The organism is Campylobacter sp. RM16704 (assembly GCF_000816245.1).
Taxonomy (GTDB): Bacteria; Campylobacterota; Campylobacteria; order Campylobacterales; family Campylobacteraceae; genus Campylobacter_D.
The window spans coordinates 470,795-494,620 of record NZ_CP007769.1 but is presented as its reverse complement, the minus strand read 5'-3'; the positions used below and the strand labels follow the sequence as shown (position 1 = coordinate 494,620).

Below are 23,826 nucleotides of genomic sequence, written 5' to 3'. Positions count from 1 at the left end.
CTCCTTTATGATTTTAATAATTGAAATTGTATATACCAAATTAAAATAGATACTATATAACCCACTAAAATCGTCCAAGCATATTTCAAATGAGCATTAAAAGTATAAATTCCTTTCATTTTTCCCATAACACCCACACCAGCTGCTGAACCAAAACTAATTAAAGAACCTCCAATTCCAGCTGTAAGAGTTACTAAAAGCCACTGAGTATCATCCATACTAGGATTTGCTTTTAATACTGCACTCATAACTGGAACATTATCTACAATAGCAGATAAAAATCCTACACCTATATTAATACTTGTAGCACCAAATTTGGTATAAAATTCTGAAGCATAGGCAAGCCATCCAACAAAATGCAAAGCACCTACAGCAGATAAAATTCCAAAGAAAAATAGCAAAGTATCCATTTCAATACGTGTCATATAATAAAAAACATTTATATCTTTTTTTCCTTGTTTTCTGTTATATATGTATATATATAAACTAAGCAATGAAAGTCCAAAAATCATACCCCACATAGCAGGCAACTCACAAACACTATGAACAAAAACAGCTGAAGCTATAGTTAAAAAACCTAAGACAATAAACGCTTTTCCTCCTGGTTTAATCTCAATCTTTTCTAATTTGTCTTGATATTGTTTAGGTTGAATATTAGGCACATAGCGAGATAACAAATAAGCAGTAAGTATCCAACCAATAAAAGAAGCTGGAAAAAGAGCAAAAAATTCAAAAAAAGTTGCTTTTTTAGCTGTCCATACCATTAAAGTTGTAATATCACCAAAAGGAGACCAAGCTCCGCCCGCATTTGCTGCTACTACTATATTAATTGCACCAGGAATTAAAAATTCTTTGTTATTTTTATCTATAGTTAAAAGCACCGTTGATAAAATTAATGCTGTAGTAAGATTATCTGCTATTGGGGAGATAAAAAATGCTAAAAAACCTGTAAGCCAAAATAATCTTCTATAAGTAAAACCTTTGCTAATTAATTTATATTTTAGAGTTTCAAAAACTGATCTTTCTATTAAAGCCTCTATAAAAGTCATTGCGGCCACTAAAAAAAATACAATCTGTGCAATTTCTAAAATAAGATGATTAACACTTTCTTCGAGTATTTGCGTATCTAAATCATTAATCACCATGTATATACCAATTATTATAAAAGAAAAAGTGCCTATAAATAACGCTGGTTTTGTTTTATTAATGTGATATTTTTCTTCTGTAGCAATAAAATAATAACCTATTATAAAAATTATTAAAATTCCAATACCTAAACCACTGAAAGCTAAATTTAATTCATGGTTTTGTGCTAGTAAAAAATTTACCCCCAAACAAAGTGATAAAAATATTTTTATCATATTTCATTCTCCAATGATTGAAATTTTTTGATCTCAACAATACTACCATTGCCATCTTTTATTTCATAAAATGGCACATCTTTGTAACCACAAGCATTTAAAAATATTAATAAAAAAAATGATAAAATAAACAAATGGAACAAATGAAAATTAAAACAAGTAATGATATTATTAATAAACTTACTAACGACCATTATAAACCTTTAAAAACATTTTTCTATTATAAAGAGTTTTTAAGCTATTTCTCTCAAAATCACCAAAAAATGATAAGCAAACTCTTCATCAAAAACGATACTTTGATTATTTTAGCTAAGCATCATATTGGATATATTGAGCTAAATCATGATAATACCAAAAAAATGATTAAAAGTCTCATAAAAAGCTATGTTTTAGCTAAACCAATGAGTAATTTTATCAAAGTAAAAAATATTAAAATACTTAGCGACAGAAACCATATAATACAAAAAAATATTTCTAATAAAAATCAAAATTTTTTAGAGTTATCTGAAGCAAATTTTAAAAATAATATCAAAAATCCTCTCTTGCATAAAAAATTTGAAGAATTAAGAAAAATTATAAAAAATGCTAGAAAATGAACTTAAAACTTTACCCAATTTACCAGGTATATATCAGTATTTTGATATTCAAGGTAGGCTTTTATATGTAGGAAAGGCTAAAAATTTAAAAAATAGAGTAAAAAGTTATTTTAATTTTGCCCCAAAGCTTTGTCCTAATCCAAATAATAGTTTAAGAATTCAAAAAATGATTAGCCAAACTCATCATTTAGAATTCATCACAACAAATAGTGAAGCTGATGCTTTAATTTTGGAAAATTCTTTCATAAAACAACTTCATCCAAAATATAACATACTATTAAGAGATGATAAAACTTATCCTTATATTTATATAGATTTTAGTGATGACTTTCCAAGATTTGAAATTACAAGAAAAATTATTAAAAAAAACAAAATCAAATATTTTGGACCTTTTTTTAAAGGAGCAAAAGAACTTATAAATGCTTTATATCTAACCTTTCCATTGAGACAAAAAAAAACTTGTAAAGAACTTTGTCTGTTTTATCAAATAAAACGTTGTAAAGGACCTTGTAAAGAAAAAATTTCCAAGCAAGAATATGAAAAAATCATACAAAAAGCAACACAAGCTCTTTTAAACCCTTTATCTTTGGTAAAAAATTTAGAAAGTAAAATGCTTGAATATGCAAAAAATGAAAACTATGAAGATGCTGCTATTATTAGGGATCAAATTAAAACCATTCAAGAATTAAGTGTAAAAATACAAATTGATCTTGCTAAATTAGAAGATTTTGATATTTTTGCTATATATTGCGAAGAAAACATACTTTCTATGGTACGTTTTGTAGTAAATAATGGAAAAGTAATTAGCTCAAATTATAAAATTTTAGTTTTGAAAAATCACAATGAATTTGATAAAAATGCAATCTATAAACAATATATTTTAGAAAATTACACCAAAGAAGCACCTATAAATTCAAATCATATTTATACATATGAAGAATTTGAAGATATGAAACTCTTACAAGATTTACTTAGCAAAAGGTTTTCTAAAAAATTTTATATCAAAACACCAAAACTTAGAGAAAAAAAAGATCTATGTAGTTTAGCTCTAGAAAATGCAAAAATTAATATACAAAAACATTTAAAAAATGAACATTATTTAATCTTAAAAGAAATCAAAGAATATTTTAAATTGCAAAATTTTCCTAATCGTATAGAGATTTTTGATAATTCTCATATGCAAGGAATTGCAAATGTTGGTGGATTGGTGGTATTTAAAGATGGAGGTTTTGATAAAAAATCTTATAGACACTATCATTTAAAACATAAAAATGATTACGAACAAATGCTTGAAATTCTTAGCAAAAGAGCTTTGTCCTTTGACAAAAACCCACCACCTGATTTATGGATTATTGATGGAGGGAGTGCGTTATTAAAACTAGCAAATGATATTATAAAAAGTTCAGGGGCAAATGTAGATATATTAGCTATATCTAAAGAAAAAATTGATGCAAAAGCCCATAGAGCAAAAGGGAGTGCTAAAGATAAACTTTATACATTAGAAGGTAAAATCCAACTTTTACCTGAAGACAAAAAACTACAATTTTTTCAAAAATTACGTGATGAAGCACACCGCTTTGCTATTAGTTTTCATCAAAGAACAAAAAGAAAACAAGATTTACAAAGTTCAAAATTGATACAACTTGGGATTTCTCAAGGATATATTAAAAAATTTTTAGATTATTATGGTAGTTTTGATAAAATCTTAAATGCTGATTTTAATGAATTAAAACTACTTTCTAACACAAAAATTGCAAAATTAATTAAGGAAAATTTATGATATTAGCAATTTTGACTTTGATTTTATTTGTTTTAAACTACTATTTTATTTTGCCTATAAATGAAAATCTATTTTTTATATATAATTTTATTATATTTTTAATTTTAACCACAATAGCTGGTTATATGATTATTAAAAATAATCAAAACAAAGCCTTTGTAAGATATATTAACAATTTCTGTAATCTCTCATCTTCTTGCAATCTAATAGAATTAAAACAAATGCTAAAAAATAAAATATATACATTAGAAAAATCATTAAAAGACCAAGAAAATAAAAATTTTATTTTAGAAAATCATATAAACTATCTACTTAAAAGTTTAAAATATTTAAAAAATGAAGATAACATCTCTTTTGTCAAAAATCTTCAAACTCAATATAAAAACCTTTTATCTTTAGAAGATGGTAATATTGTTTTCAACAATCTCAATGTAGCTATCATTAATAATAATGAACTTGAAAATTTTTTATTGCAAAATATACTTTTAGAGTTTAATATCCATAGCGAAATTTTTAAAAATTCTCAAAATATTTCAAAAGAATATTCTTTAATTGTATCAAAAGAAAAAATAATAAAAGATAATATTTTATGTTTTGTTTTCACGTATATAGATGCAAAATCAATACTATTATTTTTACAAGAAAACTTTAGTCATCTTTGTTCTAATAAACAAAAAGAATATAATGTTCTTATATTTAAATCAACAATTTTCGAAAATAATTTATTTTTAAATATTGCAAATCAATATTTTTCCCACAATGATGCTGTAGGCTATTTATATGATTTTAAAAAAAGTTTAGAAAAAAATTATAAACTAATTTTACTAGATTATGAAGTTATAAAATATGATATACAACTTATAAGCAATATTTTAGAAAATTATAAAATCCAAAATCCACATACTAATGTTTTACTTTTTTCCAAAGAAAGAATAAAAAATTGCAATTTTGCAGACAAAATTTTAAATGATATTAGCAAAAAAGATTGGATTTTATTGTTAAAAAAATATATTAATCAAGTTTAGTTCTATGGTTAATCGCTTTATGTAATGAAATAAAATCGACATTTTCAAGGCTAACACCACTTGGGATACCTTGGGCAATTTGAGAAAATTTTAAATTCAAATCTTTTAGTTTTTCCTCTATAAAAAATACTATTGTATCTGAATTTATTCCTTGAGTAAAAGCAAAAAAAACTTCTTTTATATTTTTGTTTTTTATCATAGTTCTTAACTTAAAAATATTTTCTTCATTTGTATCATCAAGAACAAAATAAAAACCATCAAAACTTCCGCTCTCTTCTAACACAAGAATATCTTTTGGATCTTGAACTATACAAATTATAGTATGATCCCTATCTTCGTTTGAGCAAATTTCACAAAGTTCGTTTTCACTTAATGCTCCACATTGAACACATTTTTTTATCATTCTAATTGCATCTTCTATATTATACGAAAGTTTTAAACCAAGCAAAGGATCTTTTATGCATACATGATAAGCAAGTCTTAAAGCAGTTTTTTTTCCTATGGTCGGAAGGGAAGAAAAAGCTTTTACCAATTCGTTAAATTTTTCTATACCTTTCATATCATTTCAATCTTGAAAATATAATTTTAAAAGTATGGTAACCATCTTCATAACTATAAGTTAAATTATAACCATGGAGATTACATATATTGTTTATAATATAAAGTCCAAGCCCCATTCCTTTAACTTGGGCATTATATTCTCTTACAAAAGGTTTTAAATAGTAATCAAAAGTTTTTTTAAACTGCATGCCAGTATTTCGAACAATAATATAATCAGCAGAACATATTATCTCACAACTTTTATCATCTGAATATTTAATTGCATTATCAATCAAATTTTTAAGCATCAAAGAAAATAGTTCCAAATCTGCTACTATCATAGCATCTTCTTTATAAGTTATTTTTACTTTTTGATAAAAATCATCTCTCATTAGATAATCTTCAGCTTGTTCTAAAATCAAGCTCAAATGATAGGTTTGTAAATTTAATTGATAGTTTCTTGACAAAACTTTTTCTATTTTTCCAAATTCATCAATTAGCAATTCAAGTCTTTCAAATATGGTTATTAATCTTTCCTTTTGTTTTTGATCATCTAGCATTTCGCATACTATTCGACCTTTTCCTATAGGAGTCTTAATCTCATGCATAATCATTCTTAAAAAAAATTGTCTCGACTTTATAAGTTCTTGAATTTTATTTATCGCATGATCAAATTCAAAAGAAATTTCTGAAATTTCATCATTAATTTGTGAATATTCATGTAAAGATTCTATTTTACCAGCATTAATATTTTCAATTTTTCTCTTTAAAATTTTTAAAGGCATTAAAGAACGTAAAACAGAAAAATATAAAAACACAATTAAAATTAAACTAAAAAAGAAGCTAAACAAAAACAGATATTCTAAACGTGCTGAAGTGTTTAATTCATATAATAGTTGTTTTGAATCTGCTTGTTTAACATAAAAGAAAATTTGATTATGATAAATAATAGACGAAAAACTACCATATACTGAATCAACTCGAAGGACTTTTTCACCCTTTGCAATAATATATTTTATATCACGTTCATTTTCAACTAATACAAAAGATTTAGAAAGAAGATAATCATGTATAGAAAAATCTTCTCTCATCTCCAAATTATAAATAATTTTTTCTACGATTTCTTTTTGCCTGTTTTGTTCATTGGTTAGATAAGAATCAATTTGAACCTTACCAAGCAAAACAAACAATGCACAAACAAATAAAAATGCTGCCGCAAAAAGAACAGTAATCTTAAGGTTGATGGTTACTTTCATCCTATTAATTTATAACCTATTCCCCTAACTGAAAAAATATGTTTTGGTGCTTTTGAACTGTCACCTATTTTAGTTCTAAGCCTGCCTATAATTACATCCAAGCTTTTAGAATCTTTATCTTTCAAGCTTTTACAATGATATACAAGTTGTTCTCTACTTACCGAAAAACCATGCTGCCTTATCATATAACTTAAGATCTCGTATTCTGCAGGAGTTAACACCAAAACCTCATCATTATAACTTATCTCATGCCTTTTTTCATCAATTTTAAATGCCGAATTGATAATTTTTTCTGGAATTTCATTTACGCGCTTAGAACGACGAATCAAACTCATGATTCTTGCATGCATTTCTTTAGGATCATAAGGTTTTGGTAAATAATCATCTGCACCAATTTGAAGTCCTACAATCTTATCACTTAAATCACTCCTTGCTGAAGAAATAATAATAGGTATGCTATATTTTTCTCTTATTTCACGACAAACTTCTAGCCCATCAAGCCCTGGTAAAGTTAAATCGAGAATTAAGCAATCATAATTTTTTATACCAGCACTCATTCCTAAATAAGGATCTTCGTAATTTGTAACTTTTATATTAAATTGGGCTAAATATTCTGCTAAAAATTCTGCAAAATCTGGATCATCTTCAATCATTAAAACGTTAATCATTTTTACCCCTTTTTTTTTCTTATAAATATACTAAAAGGTTATATTATAACACATAATTTTAATCAATCATTTATTTTTTTGCTAAAATTATATTATTAAAACATTAGAGAGGAAAAAAGTGGAATTAAGCTATTATGAAATACTAGAAATATCTCAAAATTCGGATAAAGATACAATAAAGAAAGCATATAGAAAAATGGCATTAAAGTATCACCCAGACAGAAATCAAGGCAATAAAGAAGCTGAGGAAAAATTTAAACTTATTAACGAAGCTTATGAAGTTCTTAGTAACGATGAAAAAAGAAATATATATGATAAATATGGAAAAGATGGACTAAAAGGACAATCAGGGGGCTTTAGTGGATTTGATGATGTTGATTTAGGTGATATATTTTCAAGTTTTTTTGGAGAAGGATTTGGTTTTAGAGGATCAACTAAAAAAAGGGAAAAAGATAGTAAATATCCTCACGATTTAAAAATTACAATGAAAATATCATTTAAAGAAGCTATATTTGGATGTAAAAAGCAAACTGATTTTACATATAAAACATTTTGTAAAAGCTGCAATGGAAGCGGATCTGAAAATGGAAAAGAAGATATTTGTTTACATTGCGAAGGCAAAGGTCAAATGGGTGTAAGACAAGGATTTATGACTTTTGTGCAAACTTGTCCATACTGCAATGGAAATGGTAAAATTGTAAAAAACAAATGCAAAACTTGTCAAGGCAAAGGATATAAAGAGGTTAATGATAATATTGAACTTGACATACCAGAAGGTATTGATAGTGGCATGAGTCTTAGGGTACAAAATAAAGCAAATGAACTTCCAAATAAAGCCCAAAGAGGTGATTTATATATTAAAATTATAGTAGAAGATGATAGTAAATTCGTTAGACACGAGGATGATATTTATACCATAGTACCCGTATTCTTCACTCAAGTTGCACTTGGAAAAACTATCAAAATTTCAACTATTAGAGGAGAAGCAGATCTTAAGCTTCCAATTGGAGCAAAAGATAAACAAAAATTTGAACTTGCTAATGAAGGTGTTAAAAACATACATAATGGAAAACTTGGCTCCCATATAGTACAAATTGATATTAAATTTCCTAAAAACATCAATGAAGAACAAAAAAAACTACTACAACAACTAGAAAAAAGTTTTGGAATAACAGAAGAAGAACCTATTATAGAACAAGAAGGACTATTGGACAAAATTAAATCTTGGTTTAATCACTAGGGAAGTTTTAAAGCTATTTCCATGGCTTTAAAAATTTCTTTTGTTTTTTTACAATCTAAAAAAAGTTCAAAAGCAAATACTCCTTGCCATAAAAGCATATCTAATCCATCTTTTGTTTTTAAATTATATTTTTTTGCCAAATTTAAAAAAGGCGTATTTTTGCCATAAATAACATCAAAAGCATAACGAGCATTTGAAAAAATATTTTTTAAAATAATTTCATTACAAGGTAAATCCGTATCATGTAGCCCTGCACTAGTAGTATTGATAACTAAATCAAATTTTTTATGCAAATTCAAATTGCTATATAAACAACATTCATAGTCGGATAAATGTTTTAGTCTATTACTTGAGCGATTTGATATTGTTACTTGGATATTTTTTATTTTTAGAGCAAAAGCTAAGGCTCTAGCTGTCCCTCCTGCACCCAAAATTAAAGCATTTTTTATATTACAAAAATTATCTATAGCTTTTAAGAAGCCCAAATAATCCGTATTATAGGCATAAATTTTATTATTTTTATTCAATAAAGTATTCGCACAACCTATATCTACAACACTTTTGTCTTTAAAATCAGCAATTTTAAAAGCTTCTTCTTTAAAAGGTATGGTTATATTAACGCCATTAAAAAAATTCACAATTTCTTTTAATTTTGCATTATCTTTTAAGTGATATCTTGTATATACTGCATTTTTCATGAGAACTTGTAGAGCATTATTGTGCATTCTTGGGGACTTAGAATGCACAATAGGATCACCTATAACTGCAAAAAGCTTCATTTTATCCTAAAAGTAAAAGCACCTTTTGTTATTTTAGAACGTACTTTTTCCAATTCTGCTTTTAAGTCACTCTCTTTATATGGTCCAACTAAAACCTTGGTAAGTTCTTTACCATTAACATTTGTTTTATAGATTTTATATTCATAACCATTTGATTTAAGAATATTTAATTCTTTAGATTTTGGATCCAAATTATTTAATGAAAATACTTGTATATAGGCACCTGGTTGTAATTGAGTTTGTGTATTTGTTGTTATGTTTTCAAATAACTCACTAGTACTTGCCTGCTCTGATTTTTTTTGTCCTTCAGTAGTTTTTGTTTTAGGCTTTTCTACAGATTTTGAAGTAACTTTATCTAAAGATTTTTCCTCTTTTTTGTTTTCTTCTTGTTTTGCTTCATTTTGAACAATTTCTTCTTTTGGTTCTATTGTAGAAATTTGATCTAATACACTATTGTTTGTGGTTGGAATTTCTTTTTTTTCTTCTATTGTAATATTGCTATCAACTAAAGCATTTTCTTCTTTTAATTTCCTTGCTAAAGCTTCAAATTCATCTTCTTCTTTGTTATCAGTGATAGGCAAAGAATTAAAATTTTTATCATAAGAGCCTTGATTTTGAGGTTCAGCTGGCATTTGTAATGTTTTGTCTTCACTTGGGTTGTTAATCAATTTCATAACTATCATAACAACTAAAAAAACAATAACTAAAATAATAGATCTTAAAAGAATCTTTTTTAGTTTTTCACTTTTATTGCTTTTTTGCAAAATAATATCATCAAATTCATTTTTTTTGTTTTCTTCCATTTTAAATCCTTTCTTTATTTACATATGTTTAGACCAAGATGCACCACGTTCTTTTTGATATACTTCATAAGGCAAAGTGAGAATATTAAATTCTCTAGGTATATCCATACTAGGAAACACTTTCCACTCTACTGGCATTTTTTGAGAAAATAACAAAGATAATTTAGACCCCAAAGAACAAGCTTCATTAAAAGTTGTATGTCCTTTATGAATGTATAAATGTAAGTGATTGTTTGATCTAGTTTTATATGCAGTAAAATTAATAAAGCCCTCTTCTCTTAAAATAAGTTGTGCTCTATGCCAAAAACGCTCTGCGTTAAAACCATTGTAATCAAACACAATATTTTCCACTTTATCAAAACTATTGATTAAAGAATGTGCTACAACAATCTTTTTTTCCATATGTTCTTGTATAACATTAGCAGTTAATGGTGCATTTATTTTTTCAAATTTATCAAAAAAAATTCTACCTTTATATTCATATTTATTAATTATAACATCACGCTTAATATAATAATGACTTGTAACCATTTTAATTAAAGCTAAATCCATCGTTGTAATCAAAACAAAGCCTTTTCGTAAATAACAAAATTACTTGCTAAATCTTTTAATTTGATCTTAATTTCTCCTTGTAATTTTATATTTTGTATATCATCTAAAATATCAGCTATATAATTTGCAACAATACTTATATGTTCTTCCTTAAAACCTCTCGCAGTTAACGCTGCAGTCCCAAGTCTCAAACCACTTGTTATAAATGGACTTCTTGTTTCACCTGGAACAGTATTTTTATTTGCAGTGATACCTGCTCTTTCTAAAGCTAAATCTGCTTCTTTACCACTAAATTCTTTATTTAAAAAATTCAATAAAATTAAATGATTATCTGTTCCACCACTTACTAAGTCGTATTTTCTATCTATTAGCACTTTTGCTAATATCGCAGTATTTTTGATGATTTGTTTAGCATAAATTCTCCACTCATCACTTAAATTATATTTAAAACCAACTGCTTTAGCAGCAATTACATGCATTAAAGGACCACCTTGAATTCCTGGAAAAATTGCTGAATTGATTTTTTTTGCAATTTCTTCATCATTACACATAATAATCCCACCTCTTGGACCTCTTAATGTTTTATGTGTAGTTGAACTTACTACATGTGCATAAGGAAATGGACTAGGGTGCTCACCCGCTACAACCAAACCTGCAATATGTGCAATATCAGCAAACAAATACGCACCAACTTCATCTGCAATTTCTCTAAATTTAGCAAAATCAATCACTCTAGGATAAGCACTTGCTCCACATACTATCAGTTTAGGTTTTACATCTTTTGCAATTTCTTTAACTTTGTCATAATTAATCCTTCCATCAAGCTCTACTCCATAAAAAAAACTTTCATAAACTTTTCCAGAAGAACTTACTTTAGCTCCATGGGTTAAGTGTCCTCCGTGGCTTAAATCCATACCTAAGATTTTATCGCCTGGATTTAACAAAGCCATATATACAGCTTGATTTGCTTGAGAACCTGAATTTGGCTGAACATTAGCATAATTACAATTAAAAAGTTTTTTGCATCTTTCTATAGCAATTGTCTCAATCTCATCTACAAATTCACACCCACCATAATATCTTTTGCCAGGGTATCCTTCTGCATATTTATTTGTTAAAATACTTCCCATTACTTCCATAACCTCTGGAATAGTAAAGTTTTCACTTGCTATCATTTCAAGGCCATTGCACTGCCTTACTAATTCCTTTTGAGTTAAATCAAAAATTTCTTTATCAAAATTTTCTAGCATCTACTCTCCTTTTATTTCGTTCTTCAGCGGTCTCATTGCCGGAAAAAGCACTACATCACGAATTGATTTTTTATTAATTAAAAGCATAACTAGTCTATCTATCCCTATGCCTTGTCCTGCCGTAGGTGCCATAGCATAACCTAATGCATTTACAAAGTCTTCATCCATCTCGCATGCTTCTTCATCACCTGCTTGTTTAGCTTCAATTTGTTTTAAAAATCTCTCATACTGATCAAGCGGATCGTTTAATTCATTAAAACCATTGGCAATTTCTCTACCTGCAATGAATAATTCAAATCTTTCCGCAATCTCTGTATCCTTGTCACTTCTCCTAGAAAGCGGACTTATAGAAATTGGAAAATCTATTACAAAAGTAGGATCTATAAGCTTATCTTCGACATAATTATCAAAAAGCTCAGCTTGCAAATGACCTAATTCTAATTTTTTATTAGCTTCAAAACCATCTTTTTTTAGTTTTTCTAAAATCAATTCTTTGTTGTTAATAAGCTCATCATCTAAACCACCGTACTTTTTCAAAGCATTTTTATAAGTTATTCTCTCAAAAGGCTTGGAAAAGTCAATCATCTTTCCATCAAATTCTAATTTTTTATTCAAACCTAACTTGTCTAAAAGTACAGCAAAAAGCTCTTCAGTCAAATCCATAAGATCATAATAATTATGATAAGCCCAATAAAATTCAATAGTAGTAAATTCAGGATTGTGGGTTAAGTCCATTCCTTCATTTCTAAAGCATCTATTAATCTCATAAACCGCTTCAAAACCACCTACTATTAGGCGTTTTAAATATAACTCTGGAGCAATTCTTAAAAATCTTTCTACCCCCAAAGCATTATGAAATGTTACAAAAGGTTTTGCATTTGCCCCTCCAGCAATAGGGTGCATCATGGGAGTTTCCACTTCTAAAAAGCCTTTATTATCAAAGAAAGATCTGATATACGAAACAATTTTAGAACGTAAAATAAAATCTCTCCTGACTTCGATATTCATAATCATATCAAGATATCTTTTTCTATATCTTTGTTCAATATCAGTTAATCCATGATATTTTTCTGGTAAAGGCACTATAGCTTTTGTTGCTATTTGAATTTGCTCAACATGTAAGCTAAATTCTCCTGTTTTAGTTATAAATGGAAATCCTCTAACTAAAATAATATCCCCTACTTCAAGATATTTTTTTAAAATTGTAAAATATTCTTCCCCTAAAATATTTTGGTTAAAATAAATTTGTAGATTGTCTTGCTCATCTTCAATATTAGCAAATACCGATTTGCCAGCTATTCTAAGAAGTTTTAATCTTCCTGCTAAAATTCCATAAACGTTTTCATCTCTTTGATTTTCCATGTCTTTAATATAAGCAAATTTATTTTTATACTCACTTATATTCATTTCTTTTTTAAGAAAATGAGGATACGGATTTATTCCTTGTTTTTTTAATTCTTGTGCTTTTTGAATTTTTTGCTGTTCTAAAATATTATCAAACATCAATTAGCCCTTATCTTCTACTGCACTGTGGACACAATCCATAAAGCTGCATCAAATGTCCTGTTAATTTAAAATTATATTCTTTTGCAATTAACATTTGCTGTTGCTCAATAATAGAATTTTCAAATTCAACAATTTTTCCACAACTTTTACAAATTAAATGATCATGATGGGGTTTATTTGCTAGTTCAAATTTTTTTCCAGAAGCACCAAAAGATATAGACGTGGCCATACCTGATTCTTCTAATAAGTTTAAAGTTCTATAAACTGTTGCAATACCCACATTTAATTCAGGATTTTTTCGTTTGATCTCCACATACAAACTCTCTGGCGTATAATGTATATCACTATTATACAAAGTTTTCAAAAGTATTTCTCTTTGTTTGGTGTACTTTAAACCATTATCTTTTAATATTTTTTTAAAACGTTCGTGTAAAACATCATATTCTATATTATCAATTTGCATAACTTTCCTCCGAATTTAAACTTGAGCTTAAACTTAAATTAGTATCTTTAACTTGTTCTTCTATTTTTTCTAAACCATTTTGTGTAAAATCTGTATTCATTATATATTCACCTGTTTTTCTAAGTAATTCTATAGTATAACTACTTTCTGTATATTTTTTTAATATTAAATTTAAAAATTCAATATTACTAATGCAGGCTACTAAAATTGCAAAAACCAAAAATATCTTAGCACTACCAAATAAAAATCCACCTAAACGATCTATAAAACCAAGACCACTCATACTAAATACTTTTGACAGTATATTTCCTAAAATCATGCAAATAATCCAAATAATAATTAATAAAATTAAAAAACCTGTAAAAACGGCAAGATTCTCATTTTGAATTTGATAAAAATTATTATTAATAATATCAGATACTTCTTTGGCATATCTTGAAGCAAGTAAAACACCGCCAACTATACCTAAAAGTCCGAAAATTTCTTTAAATAAACCACTTACTAAACCTTTCAAGCCTAAAACCAAAGTTAAACCTATAACAAAAACATCAAACCATGAAAAATTTTCCATTTTATTCTAAACTCCAATTTTATTTAATTATTCTATTATTTTAGGAACAATAAAAAAATCATCTTGTGAATTTGGAGCATACCTGCTCACTGTTTTTATAACTTCAGATTTCTTAACTTCATCACTCCTAAAAGGAGTTCCACCATGTGTCGTGCTAATCAATGCCTCTGTACTATCAAGACTTAATTCATCTAGTTTTTCAACAAAATTTACAATCTGACTCAGTTGCTCTTCTAGTTCTTTCCTTTTTTCATCAGCAATTTTCAAAGCACTTAATTTTTCAAGCTTACTTAATAGTTTATCATCAATTTGCATTATATCACCCTTTGTATATTTACTAAAATCTTAACCAAAAACTTTTACTAATTTTATAAAAATTATAACATAAAATAGTTTATTTTTCATTTTTATATGATACAATTATGTCTTTATAAAAACTAAAAAAATAATATTCTTGATATTTACTTAAAAAATTAAAAAAAGGAATTATATGGCTTTAAAAGAAAATTTAAAAGCTGCGCAGCAAGAATTAAATTCTCAAGAACAAATGATAGAAAGTTTTATAAAATCGGAACGTTTTATAAAAAAATACAAATATTATCTTATAACTATAATAACACTTTTGTTCGTTTATTTTTGTGGAAATTATTTTTATAAAATTAATCAAGAAAAAAATATAAAAGAAAGTAACGCTATTTTTGTTAGCTTATTAAAAAATCCTACCGATAAAAAACTACTTGAAGATTTAAAGCAAAAAAATGCAAATTTATATACTATTTTTACAATCAATCAAGCAAACTATGATTTAAACCAAACTATAAGCCTTAATATAGATCCTTTACTCAAACAGATTGTTTTAGCTCAAAACAATCAAAAGTCAGATTTTTTAAAAGATTACAACACTTTATTAAAGGGGTTTGAATTCTTAAAAAATAACAACTTTAAAGATGCGGATATAGAATTTAATAAAATACCTATAAGTTCTCCTTTATGGCAAATTATTACAAGTTTAAAACATTATCAAGGAATAAAATGAGGTATTTCTTTTTATTTGCTGTAGTAATATTTTTATTTACCGCATGTGGCACAAAAAGAGAATACTACCAACCATCTCAAATAAGCCAACTGCCAAATACACCAAAAAATATTAATGGCAAGATTATCAATTTTAATAATAATATAGCTCAATTAAACAACAATACATTCATAAATAGTTTTGGAGATATTGTTAAATTTAAGCTAGATGAAAACTATCATATCATAAATACACATCAGGATGAAATTCTTATTGCTGATGACAATGGAAATTTTAAAGTTATAAATTTACAAGGAGAAGAATTATTTTCTTATAAGTTTAATGAAAGTGTTGTTAGTGCAAGTTTAGATGGGGATGATATTGCATTAGTATTAGCTAGTAATACTTTAGTATATGCTAATAAAAATTTAGGAATTAGAATTTTACAAAATTTAGGAACGGCTTATGCACAAGATAGTCGTTATGCTAGCCCGTATTTTTTAAATACCATTATTATATTTCCAATGCTTAATGGAAAATTAGCTATAGTAAATAAAAGCACATTAAAAGTAACCAAAGAAATTATAGTTAGTAGTGAAGAATTTTTCAACAATATTATCTATCTTCATATCAAAAATGATACAATGATAGCATCAACTGCTGAAAAGTTAATCGTTGTGACGCCAAATAAAACACTATATTTTAATGAAAACATTAAAGAAGTTAACGCAAATGATAACGAAATTTTTATATTAACAAAAGATGGAAGAATCATCAAAAAAGACTATAATCTTAGAAAAATTGATGAGATAAAATTCCAATTTGCATTATTTTCAAAAAGTATGCTATATAATAACTCTTTATATATATTTGAAAAAACAGGTTATTTAATAAAAATAGATACAGACTTAAAAAATTTTATTGTTTATAAGTTAAGTGATGCTATAGATAAAAAAAGCTTTATGACGAATGGTAAATTTTTCTATCAAAACAAAATATTGCAATTTAATTGAAAAATTTTGATTAAGGAAAATAAGTTTTATGCTATTATGTGATATAGGTAATACTACAGCCAGTTTCTTAGATGATCAAAAGTTTCACTCCATAAGTATTGAGCAATTTTTGCAATATGAGCCAACAGAAAAAATATATTATATAAATGTCAATCCAAATTTAGAAGACAAATTAAAACAAAATCCTTTATATGTTAATTTAGCTCCTTATTTTAATTTTGATACAATCTATAAAAATCTAGGAACTGATAGAATTGCAGCTTGCTACACTATAGAAGATGGAGTGGTGGTAGATGCAGGATCAGCTATTACTGTGGATATAATATCTAATTCCATTCATTTAGGCGGGTTTATACTCCCCGGAATTGAAAGTTATAAAAAATCTTTTATAAATATTTCTTCATGTTTAAAATGTGAATTTAATACACAAATTAGCTTTGATGCTTTTCCTCAAAGAACAGCAGATGCTTTAAGCTATGGAGTATTTAAAAGTATTTATTTGCTTATAAAAGATAGTGCCTATAACAAAAAATTGTATTTTACAGGTGGCGATGGACAATTTCTCGCTAATTTTTTTGATTATGCAATATATGATAAATTTTTAATCTTTAGAGGTATGAAAAAAGCTGTTTGTGAAAATTTTAAACTTTAATTTACTTAAACTCTTACTTTAATTATTCTATAAGCTTTATTTAAACATAGAGCAATTATATTTTGATATTATAACCGAACAAATACTTTGAAAAAAGGAAAATACAATGGTTCAAAAACATTTTGATACTATAGTAATTGGTGGTGGTATATCAGGTGCTGCTGTTTTTTATGAACTAGCTAGATATACAAATATCAAAAGCATAGCTCTTTTAGAAAAATACAATAGTGCTGCTACATTAAACAGTCATAGCACAAGCAATTCCCAAACTATTCATTGTGGTGATATAGAAACAAATTATACTTTAGAGAAAGCTAAAAAAGTAAAAAAAACAGCAGATATGATAGTTAAATATGGAATTTTACAAAACGCACAAAATAAATTTATGTACTCACATCAAAAAATGGCTCTTGCTGTTGGAAACAATGAGTGTGAATATATGAAAAATAGGTATGAAGAATTTAAACAATTATATCCTTATATCAAATTCTTTACAAAAAAAGATATAAAAAAAATTGAGCCTAATGTAGTACTAAACGAAAATAAAACAGCAGATAGGACAGATGAAATTGTGGCTATGGGCGTAGAAGAAGGGGAAATCTTCACTACGGTAGATTTTGGTTTAATGAGTCAAAATTTAATAGAACAAGCTTGTTTACAAGGAAAAAATACTTATGTTGCATATAACCAAGAAGTAATATTTATAGAAAAAAAAGATGATATTTTTTATATAAAAACAAGAGATTTTAAAGAATACACTGCTAAATCTATTATAGTTAATGCTGGAGCTCATTCACTATTTTTAGCACATAAAATGGGAATAGGTCTAGATAAATCTTGTTTTCCAGTTGCTGGAAGTTTTTATATGGCAAATAAAAAAATTTTAAATGGTAAGGTCTATATGGTTCAAAATCCAAAACTTCCTTTTGCAGCATTACATGGAGATCCTGACTTATTAACCAATATGAATACACGTTTTGGACCTACTGCTTTAGTTATTCCAATGCTTGAAAGATACCATGGCTTTAAATCTTTACCTGAATTTTTCAAAACACTAAACCTTGATATGAATGTAATTAAAATTTGTTTTAATCTTTTTAAAGATTCAACTATTAGAAATTACATACTTTACAACTATTTGTTTGAAATTCCATATATTAATAAAAAGCTATTTGTTAAAGATGCAAAAAAAATCATTCCTAGCTTAACAACAAATGATATTTATTATGCTAAAAATTTTGGTGGAGTAAGACCTCAAGTGCTTGATAAAAAATCAGGAGAATTAATGCTTGGAGAAGCTAGCATTACAGAAATACCAGGAATTATATTTAATATGACACCAAGTCCTGGAGCCACAAGCTGTCTTGGAAATGGCTATAAAGATGCCAAACTTACATGTCAGTATTTAGGTGCAAGCTTTAATGAAGATTTATTTGCCAAGGAATTATTATAAAAAAGGATTAAAATGCTAAAAAAAACAAAAATAGTTGCCACTATTGGTCCAGCTAGTGAAAATGAAGCTATTATTAGACAAATGATTATTAACGGAGTAAATGTATTTCGCTTAAATTTTTCCCATGGAAGCCATGACTATCATGATAAAAATTTAAATACAATTAGAAAAGTTGCCACAGAATTAAATACAAGAATTGGAATTTTACAAGATATTAGTGGTCCTAAAATTAGAACTTTGAAAATATTAGAACCTTTTGAATTAAAAACTGGCGATAGACTTGATTTTTATAAGGATACTTTTGATGGCGAAAAACTTTCCAACGAACATTATAAAGTTTGCATTAATCATCCAGAAATTCTTTCTATGCTAAAAGAAGGAGAATATATTTATCTTTGTGATGGATCTATCAAAACAAAAGTTATACAAGTAGAAAATGATTTCATTCAAACCCAGGTAGAAAATAGTGGAATACTCAGTTCAAACAAAGGAATTAATTTTCCAAATACAAAAATTAATATAGATATTATTACTCAAAAAGACAAAGATGATCTTGCATGGGGTATTAAAAATGATGTTGATTTTCTAGCCATATCTTTTGTGCAAAATGCACATGATATTGATGAAGTAAGAAAAATTTTAGATGAAAACAATGCTAAAATAGCTATTTTTGCAAAAATAGAAAAATTTGATGCTGTAGAAAATATAGACGAGATTATAAACTGCAGCGATGGCATCATGGTAGCAAGAGGGGATTTGGGCATAGAGGTTCCTTACTATAAAGTTCCAAATATACAAAAACTAATCATCAAAAAAGCTAATGAAGCTAATAAACCAGTTATTACAGCCACACAAATGCTCTTTTCATTAGCAAAATCCAAAACCGCGACAAGGGCTGAAATTTCAGATGTTGCAAACGCAGTGTTGGATGGAACTGATGCGGTAATGTTAAGCGAAGAAAGTGCTATAGGGATTGATCCTGCAAATGCAGTAGATGTAATGACTCAAACTATCATTGAAGCTGAAAAAAATTATCCGTATAATAAATTTGAAAATTTTAAATGTTTTAATGAAATAGACATAATAGCTAAGTCTAGCACACAGCTTGCAACAAATTTAAATGCAGATGCGATTTTCACTCTTACAAGCAGCGGTGCCTCGGCTATTAAAACTGCAAGATATAGACCAAAAACAGATATTATAGCTATAACTCATTCTAAAAAAACATTAAACTTTTTGAGCATAGTGTGGGGAGTTCAACCAACTATTTTAATAGAAAAACACGAAAATTTAACAAAACTTTTAAGCAACTCTGTAAAACTTGGCATTGAAAAAGGATTAATGAATAAAGATGGCGTTTATACGCTCACTGCAGGTTTTCCAATAGGGGTTGCAGGTAGCACAAACCTTATTAGAATCCTACAAAAAGAACAAATTGAATACTATTTGAGCTTGAATAAATAGTCAAGCTCAGTATTTTTGATCTATTAAATCACACAAACAATGAATAATTAAAATATGCATTTCTTGAATTCTAGCAGTATCATTAGATGAAACTACTAAATTTACATCACAAATTTTATTCATATCTCCACCATTTTTTCCACTAAGTCCTACACAAAATCCACCTAGTTCTTTTGCTTTTTCAAAAGCATTTAGCACATTTTTGCTTTTTCCACTAGTTGAGATTCCTATTAAAACATCATTTTTGTTCATTAAAGCTTCTACTTGTCTTGAAAATACAAATTCAAAACCATAATCATTCCCTATAGCACTAAGAGCAGAAGTATCAGTAGTTAACGCTATAGCAGCTAATGCTTTTCTTTCTTTTTTATATCTTCCACTAAGTTCAGCTGCAAAATGCTGTGCATCAGCAGCACTTCCTCCATTACCACAGATTAAAATTTTTCCATTGTTATTTAAACAATGTAGTAAAATCTTAACCACTTTGACAATATCATCTTTTAATATTAGTGTTTTCTCTAGTGTTTCCCTATGATTTTTAAATTCTTGTTCTATTTGCTTAATCATTTTTTATCCTATTTATAATATTTGTAGTACTAAAACCATCTTCAAATTCTATTAATTTGACTTTTTTAACTAAATTTGAGCCTATTATTTCTTTATCTTTATAATCAGCACCTTTTACTAAAATATCTGGCTTTAAAAAGCTAATTAACTTATAAGGAGTATCTTCATCAAAAATCACAACATAATCAACAAAATACAAACTAGCAAGCATACAAGCTCTATTAAATTCATTATTTATAGGTCTATCATTTCCTTTTAATCTTTTTATACTTTTATCAGAATTTAAACCTACTACCAAAATATCGCCTAGTTTTTTTGCTTTTTCAAGGTATTTTATATGACCAAAATGTAAAATATCAAAACATCCATTTGTAAAAACTATTTTTTTATTTTGTATGATTTTTACAAGATCTTCTTTTATTTTTATCTTATCTTCAAAAGATGATTTTTCAAGATTTTTAACCTCATCAAAACTTACACTCACACTTCCTACTTTAGCTACAACTACAGCTGCTACTTTATTTGCTAATTCACAAGCTTTTAAAATATCTATATTTAAAGACAATGCATAAGCAAGCATAGCTATTACACTATCTCCAGCTCCTGTTACATCATAAACTTCTAAAGCTTTAGCAGGAATTATGTGTAATTTTCCATCAAAAACAGCTATTCCTTCTTCTGATAAAGTAATAATAGAATATTTTAAACTATAATCATCTTTTAATTTTTTTATAAAAAATTCCAAATCATCTAAATTATCAACCCCTAAAGCATTCATAGCTTCTTTTTTATTTGGAGTTAGTAAAGTTGCATTTTTATATTTTGAAAAGTCACTTCCTTTTGGATCTACTAAAATTGGTATATTTAAAGAATTTGCTATGCCTATAAGCTCTTTACATACCTTATCACTTAAAGTGCCTTTTTTATAATCGCTTAGAATAACAGCTTTAAAATCATTTATTATTTTTTTAAACTCGTCTATTAATTCATCTTCTAATTTTGTTTCAAAATCATTTTCATCATCAAGCCTTAAAACTTGTTGAGCGTGAGATAAAATTCTACTTTTTAAAGGCGTTTTTCTGTCTTTTTCTATAAATAATTTTGCATTTAAATTTTCTTGCAAAAATTTACCGCTTTCATCATCGCCAATAACACCTATAGCATAAACATCAGCACCTAAACTTTTTAAATTTGCATAAACATTGCCAGCTCCGCCTAATCTTTTATCTTCTTTTTTTGATTTTACTACCATAACAGGTGCTTCAGGACTTATCCTTTCACAATCACACCATATATAATGATCTACCATAAAATCGCCTACTACTAAAATTTTAGGCTTTTTAGAAGTTAAAAAATCAAACATTTACTTCCTTTTGAAAAATTCTTTTTATTTCTGGTAAATAATCTTTTATGCCATCTTCTAAACTAAATTTTGGTCTATAAGAAAAATTTTCATCTAATTTTGCTTGAGTATGAAATTGATAAGCTTTTGCATAGGGATTTGGTATATATTCGCATTTTAAATTTGTATTTAATTCTTTTTGTAAAATATCTACTATATCTTGAAAAGTTCTAGCAATTCCAGTTGCTACATTATAAATTCCACTTTTTGAATTTAAACAATCAAGATTTGCATTTACAGCATCTTTTATATAAACAAAATCTCTATAAATTTTATCACTTCCTTCAAATAAACACGGATTTTTATTTGATAAAATTTGCAAACCAAATTGCAATATCATAGAAGCAGTAGTATTTTTAAAAAATTCATTTTTACCATAAACATTGAAATATCTAAGCCCTATTATATGCATTTTATCAAAATATTTTTTTGCTAAATTATCCATCATTAATTTTGAAAAAGCATAAGGATTTTTTGGAATTTCATGCTCTCCTACACATTGTGGGCTAGGTGCATCTCCATAAACAGAAGCTGAGCTTGCATAAATTAATTTGCAATTATTTTTTAAACAAATATCTATTAAATATTTAAAAGTATTTAAATTTGTTGTTAAAACTTTGTTTTGATCATAAACCGTTGTATCAGAAATTGCGGCCTTATGAAAAATAACATCAGGTTTAAAATCTTTTATTTTTTCATAAACTTGCATTTCGTTTATATCAGCTGTAAAAATTTCTCCTTTAAAATCTAACAAATTTTTAAAATGACCAAAACATTCTAAATTTCCATTATCTAATTTATTATTAGTTCTCATTTTATCTATGATTAAAATTTCATGATTTTGTTCTTGTAATTTTAAAGCAAGATTTGAACCTATAAAACCAGCTCCACCTGTTATAACAACTCTCATCTTAATCCTTTAAATATCTTAAAAGTTCTTTTAAATTTTTAAAAACTTTATAATCTTTATTATCTTTGTAATTTTCATTTATCAAAAATAAATTTTTAATATTTGCATTTATTCCTGCTTGCATATCAGTAATATTATCGCCTATAAAAAAAGATTTTTCCATATTTATATCAAATTCTTTTTGTGCTTTTAAAAGCATAGCAGGCTTTGGCTTTCTACACTCACAATCTTTTAAATGAGGACAATGATAAATTTTTTCTATTTTTATATTTTTTTTATAAAATTCATCTTTCATAAATGAACTTAATATTTGAAAATCATCTTCAGTATAATAACCTCTTGCTATACCTGATTGATTTGTTACAACAAAAATTAAAAAATCTTTTTGTATAAAAAATTCACAAAGCTCAAAAATACCATCACAAAATTCAAAATCTTTTATTTTATGAACGTATTTTTTATCTATATTTATAACTCCATCTCTATCTAAAAACAAGGCATTTTTTTTCATAAAAAAATTATAATGTATTTTTGTTAAGATTTTTATAATTTATCAAGCAAAAATTTTCAAGTAAGTTTAAATAAAAACTCGTATAATTAAAAATGCTAATTATTTAAATTTTACTAGGAGTGATATAATGAAAAAATTAATTATTTTATCAGCTTTAGCGTGTATTGGTGTTTCAACTTTTGCTGCAGATGGTGCAACGCTTTATAAAAAATGTGCAGTTTGTCATGGCGCTAAGGCAGATAAAGTGTATCTTAATAAAGTTCCAGCTTTAAATTCGCTAACTAAAGCAGAAAGACTACAGTTCATGAAAGAGTATGCAGCAGGCACAAGAAATGCTTATGGACAAGGTGCTATTATGAAAATTAATCTTAAAGGTCTAACAGAAGCAGATTTTCAAGCAATTGAGAACTATATAGAAAGCTTAAAAAAATAATAACAGCCTTAGGCTG

The 23,826-nt window shown here is 26.8% G+C and carries 26 protein-coding genes; 10 read left to right on the top strand and 16 right to left on the bottom strand.

Annotation, left to right across the window (positions count from 1 at the left end; translation table 11 throughout):
* Positions 1-5: 5 nt before the first annotated feature.
* Positions 6-1,361, bottom strand: coding sequence for a sodium:proton antiporter NhaD (nhaD, locus tag CAQ16704_RS02605; protein WP_039666759.1), 1,356 nt, complete (start codon positions 1,359-1,361; stop codon positions 6-8).
* Positions 1,362-1,504: 143 nt separating this feature from the next.
* On the opposite strand from nhaD, the gene CAQ16704_RS02595 reads away from it, so the two are divergent.
* The 3 genes from CAQ16704_RS02595 to CAQ16704_RS02585 are packed head-to-tail and all read left to right on the top strand — an operon-like array spanning position 1,505 to position 4,762.
* Positions 1,505-1,957, top strand: coding sequence for a hypothetical protein (locus tag CAQ16704_RS02595; RefSeq protein WP_052244975.1), 453 nt, complete (start codon positions 1,505-1,507; stop codon positions 1,955-1,957).
* Complete coding sequence (uvrC, locus tag CAQ16704_RS02590; protein ID WP_039666756.1) at positions 1,944-3,737, top strand: excinuclease ABC subunit UvrC; 1,794 nt, start codon at positions 1,944-1,946, stop codon at positions 3,735-3,737. Before CAQ16704_RS02595 ends, uvrC begins: the two co-directional genes overlap by 14 nt.
* Complete coding sequence (locus CAQ16704_RS02585) at positions 3,734-4,762, top strand: hypothetical protein (protein ID WP_039666755.1); 1,029 nt, start codon at positions 3,734-3,736, stop codon at positions 4,760-4,762. The genes uvrC and CAQ16704_RS02585 overlap by 4 nt, the downstream gene beginning before the upstream one ends.
* On the opposite strand, the gene recR is transcribed toward CAQ16704_RS02585, so the two are convergent.
* Genes recR through CAQ16704_RS02570 form a run of 3 tightly spaced genes read right to left on the bottom strand, consistent with a single transcriptional unit; the run spans position 4,749 to position 7,226 of the window.
* Positions 4,749-5,321 (bottom strand): recombination mediator RecR, encoded by a 573-nt coding sequence (recR, locus tag CAQ16704_RS02580; protein ID WP_039666754.1) that lies wholly within the window; start codon positions 5,319-5,321, stop codon positions 4,749-4,751. The two genes, CAQ16704_RS02585 and recR, sit on opposite strands and share 14 nt — an antisense overlap.
* Before the next feature lies 1 nt (position 5,322).
* Positions 5,323-6,558: an ArsS family sensor histidine kinase gene (locus CAQ16704_RS02575; RefSeq protein WP_039666753.1), complete on the bottom strand. Its 1,236-nt coding sequence runs from the start codon at positions 6,556-6,558 to the stop codon at positions 5,323-5,325.
* The gene (locus CAQ16704_RS02570; protein WP_039666752.1) at positions 6,555-7,226 is read right to left on the bottom strand and encodes a response regulator transcription factor; all 672 of its coding nucleotides are present in this window, start codon (positions 7,224-7,226) and stop codon (positions 6,555-6,557) included. Before CAQ16704_RS02570 ends, CAQ16704_RS02575 begins: the two co-directional genes overlap by 4 nt.
* A gap of 118 nt (positions 7,227-7,344) precedes the next feature.
* Between CAQ16704_RS02570 and dnaJ the strand changes: the two genes are divergently transcribed.
* Positions 7,345-8,466: a molecular chaperone DnaJ gene (gene dnaJ, locus CAQ16704_RS02565; protein ID WP_039666751.1), complete on the top strand. Its 1,122-nt coding sequence runs from the start codon at positions 7,345-7,347 to the stop codon at positions 8,464-8,466.
* Here the strand turns inward: dnaJ and CAQ16704_RS02560 are convergent.
* Genes CAQ16704_RS02560 through gatC form a run of 8 tightly spaced genes read right to left on the bottom strand, consistent with a single transcriptional unit; the run spans position 8,463 to position 14,705 of the window.
* Positions 8,463-9,245 carry a shikimate dehydrogenase gene (locus tag CAQ16704_RS02560; RefSeq protein ID WP_039666750.1) on the bottom strand — a complete coding sequence of 261 codons (783 nt, stop codon included), beginning with the start codon at positions 9,243-9,245 and terminating at the stop codon, positions 8,463-8,465. The two genes, dnaJ and CAQ16704_RS02560, sit on opposite strands and share 4 nt — an antisense overlap.
* Positions 9,242-10,048: an SPOR domain-containing protein gene (locus CAQ16704_RS02555; RefSeq protein ID WP_039666749.1), complete on the bottom strand. Its 807-nt coding sequence runs from the start codon at positions 10,046-10,048 to the stop codon at positions 9,242-9,244. Before CAQ16704_RS02555 ends, CAQ16704_RS02560 begins: the two co-directional genes overlap by 4 nt.
* 18 nt (positions 10,049-10,066) lie before the next feature.
* Complete coding sequence (locus tag CAQ16704_RS02550; protein WP_039666748.1) at positions 10,067-10,612, bottom strand: DUF1882 domain-containing protein; 546 nt, start codon at positions 10,610-10,612, stop codon at positions 10,067-10,069.
* Entirely contained in the window at positions 10,609-11,850 is a 1,242-nt protein-coding gene (locus CAQ16704_RS02545) for a serine hydroxymethyltransferase (protein WP_039666747.1), read from the bottom strand. The genes CAQ16704_RS02550 and CAQ16704_RS02545 overlap by 4 nt, the downstream gene beginning before the upstream one ends.
* Positions 11,851-13,353, bottom strand: a complete 1,503-nt coding sequence (lysS, locus tag CAQ16704_RS02540) for a lysine--tRNA ligase (RefSeq protein ID WP_039666746.1) — start codon at positions 13,351-13,353, stop codon at positions 11,851-11,853.
* Between the two features lie 10 nt (positions 13,354-13,363).
* Positions 13,364-13,819 (bottom strand): Fur family transcriptional regulator, encoded by a 456-nt coding sequence (locus tag CAQ16704_RS02535; RefSeq protein WP_039666745.1) that lies wholly within the window; start codon positions 13,817-13,819, stop codon positions 13,364-13,366.
* Positions 13,809-14,390: a CvpA family protein gene (locus CAQ16704_RS02530; RefSeq protein ID WP_039666744.1), complete on the bottom strand. Its 582-nt coding sequence runs from the start codon at positions 14,388-14,390 to the stop codon at positions 13,809-13,811. Before CAQ16704_RS02530 ends, CAQ16704_RS02535 begins: the two co-directional genes overlap by 11 nt.
* 27 nt (positions 14,391-14,417) lie before the next feature.
* Positions 14,418-14,705 (bottom strand): Asp-tRNA(Asn)/Glu-tRNA(Gln) amidotransferase subunit GatC, encoded by a 288-nt coding sequence (gene gatC, locus CAQ16704_RS02525; protein WP_039666743.1) that lies wholly within the window; start codon positions 14,703-14,705, stop codon positions 14,418-14,420.
* A gap of 175 nt (positions 14,706-14,880) precedes the next feature.
* On the opposite strand from gatC, the gene CAQ16704_RS02520 reads away from it, so the two are divergent.
* The 5 genes from CAQ16704_RS02520 to pyk all read left to right on the top strand — a co-directional run bounded on the left by CAQ16704_RS02520 (position 14,881) and on the right by pyk (position 19,987).
* On the top strand, positions 14,881-15,426 hold the full coding sequence (locus CAQ16704_RS02520; protein WP_039666742.1) for a hypothetical protein: 546 nt from the start codon (positions 14,881-14,883) through the stop codon (positions 15,424-15,426).
* Complete coding sequence (locus tag CAQ16704_RS02515) at positions 15,423-16,418, top strand: hypothetical protein (RefSeq protein ID WP_039666741.1); 996 nt, start codon at positions 15,423-15,425, stop codon at positions 16,416-16,418. Before CAQ16704_RS02520 ends, CAQ16704_RS02515 begins: the two co-directional genes overlap by 4 nt.
* Positions 16,419-16,446: 28 nt before the next feature.
* Complete coding sequence (locus CAQ16704_RS02510; protein ID WP_039666740.1) at positions 16,447-17,070, top strand: type III pantothenate kinase; 624 nt, start codon at positions 16,447-16,449, stop codon at positions 17,068-17,070.
* Positions 17,071-17,176: 106 nt separating this feature from the next.
* The gene (locus tag CAQ16704_RS02505) at positions 17,177-18,523 is read left to right on the top strand and encodes an FAD-dependent oxidoreductase (protein ID WP_039666739.1); all 1,347 of its coding nucleotides are present in this window, start codon (positions 17,177-17,179) and stop codon (positions 18,521-18,523) included.
* Positions 18,524-18,535: 12 nt separating this feature from the next.
* Positions 18,536-19,987: a pyruvate kinase gene (pyk, locus tag CAQ16704_RS02500; RefSeq protein ID WP_039666738.1), complete on the top strand. Its 1,452-nt coding sequence runs from the start codon at positions 18,536-18,538 to the stop codon at positions 19,985-19,987.
* Between the two features lie 6 nt (positions 19,988-19,993).
* On the opposite strand, the gene gmhA is transcribed toward pyk, so the two are convergent.
* Genes gmhA through CAQ16704_RS02480 form a run of 4 tightly spaced genes read right to left on the bottom strand, consistent with a single transcriptional unit; the run spans position 19,994 to position 23,377 of the window.
* Complete coding sequence (gene gmhA, locus CAQ16704_RS02495) at positions 19,994-20,554, bottom strand: D-sedoheptulose 7-phosphate isomerase (RefSeq protein WP_039666737.1); 561 nt, start codon at positions 20,552-20,554, stop codon at positions 19,994-19,996.
* A complete protein-coding gene (rfaE1, locus tag CAQ16704_RS02490; RefSeq protein ID WP_039666736.1) occupies positions 20,547-21,917 on the bottom strand; it encodes a D-glycero-beta-D-manno-heptose-7-phosphate kinase in 1,371 nt (456 codons plus the stop codon). Before rfaE1 ends, gmhA begins: the two co-directional genes overlap by 8 nt.
* Positions 21,910-22,866, bottom strand: a complete 957-nt coding sequence (gene rfaD, locus CAQ16704_RS02485; protein ID WP_039666735.1) for an ADP-glyceromanno-heptose 6-epimerase — start codon at positions 22,864-22,866, stop codon at positions 21,910-21,912. Before rfaD ends, rfaE1 begins: the two co-directional genes overlap by 8 nt.
* Position 22,867: 1 nt before the next feature.
* Positions 22,868-23,377 (bottom strand): D-glycero-alpha-D-manno-heptose-1,7-bisphosphate 7-phosphatase, encoded by a 510-nt coding sequence (locus CAQ16704_RS02480; RefSeq protein ID WP_039666734.1) that lies wholly within the window; start codon positions 23,375-23,377, stop codon positions 22,868-22,870.
* 127 nt (positions 23,378-23,504) lie between these two features.
* Here CAQ16704_RS02480 and CAQ16704_RS02475 point away from each other — a divergent pair, with 127 nt between their 5' ends.
* Positions 23,505-23,810: a cytochrome c553 gene (locus CAQ16704_RS02475; protein ID WP_039666733.1), complete on the top strand. Its 306-nt coding sequence runs from the start codon at positions 23,505-23,507 to the stop codon at positions 23,808-23,810.
* Positions 23,811-23,826: the final 16 nt, after the last annotated feature.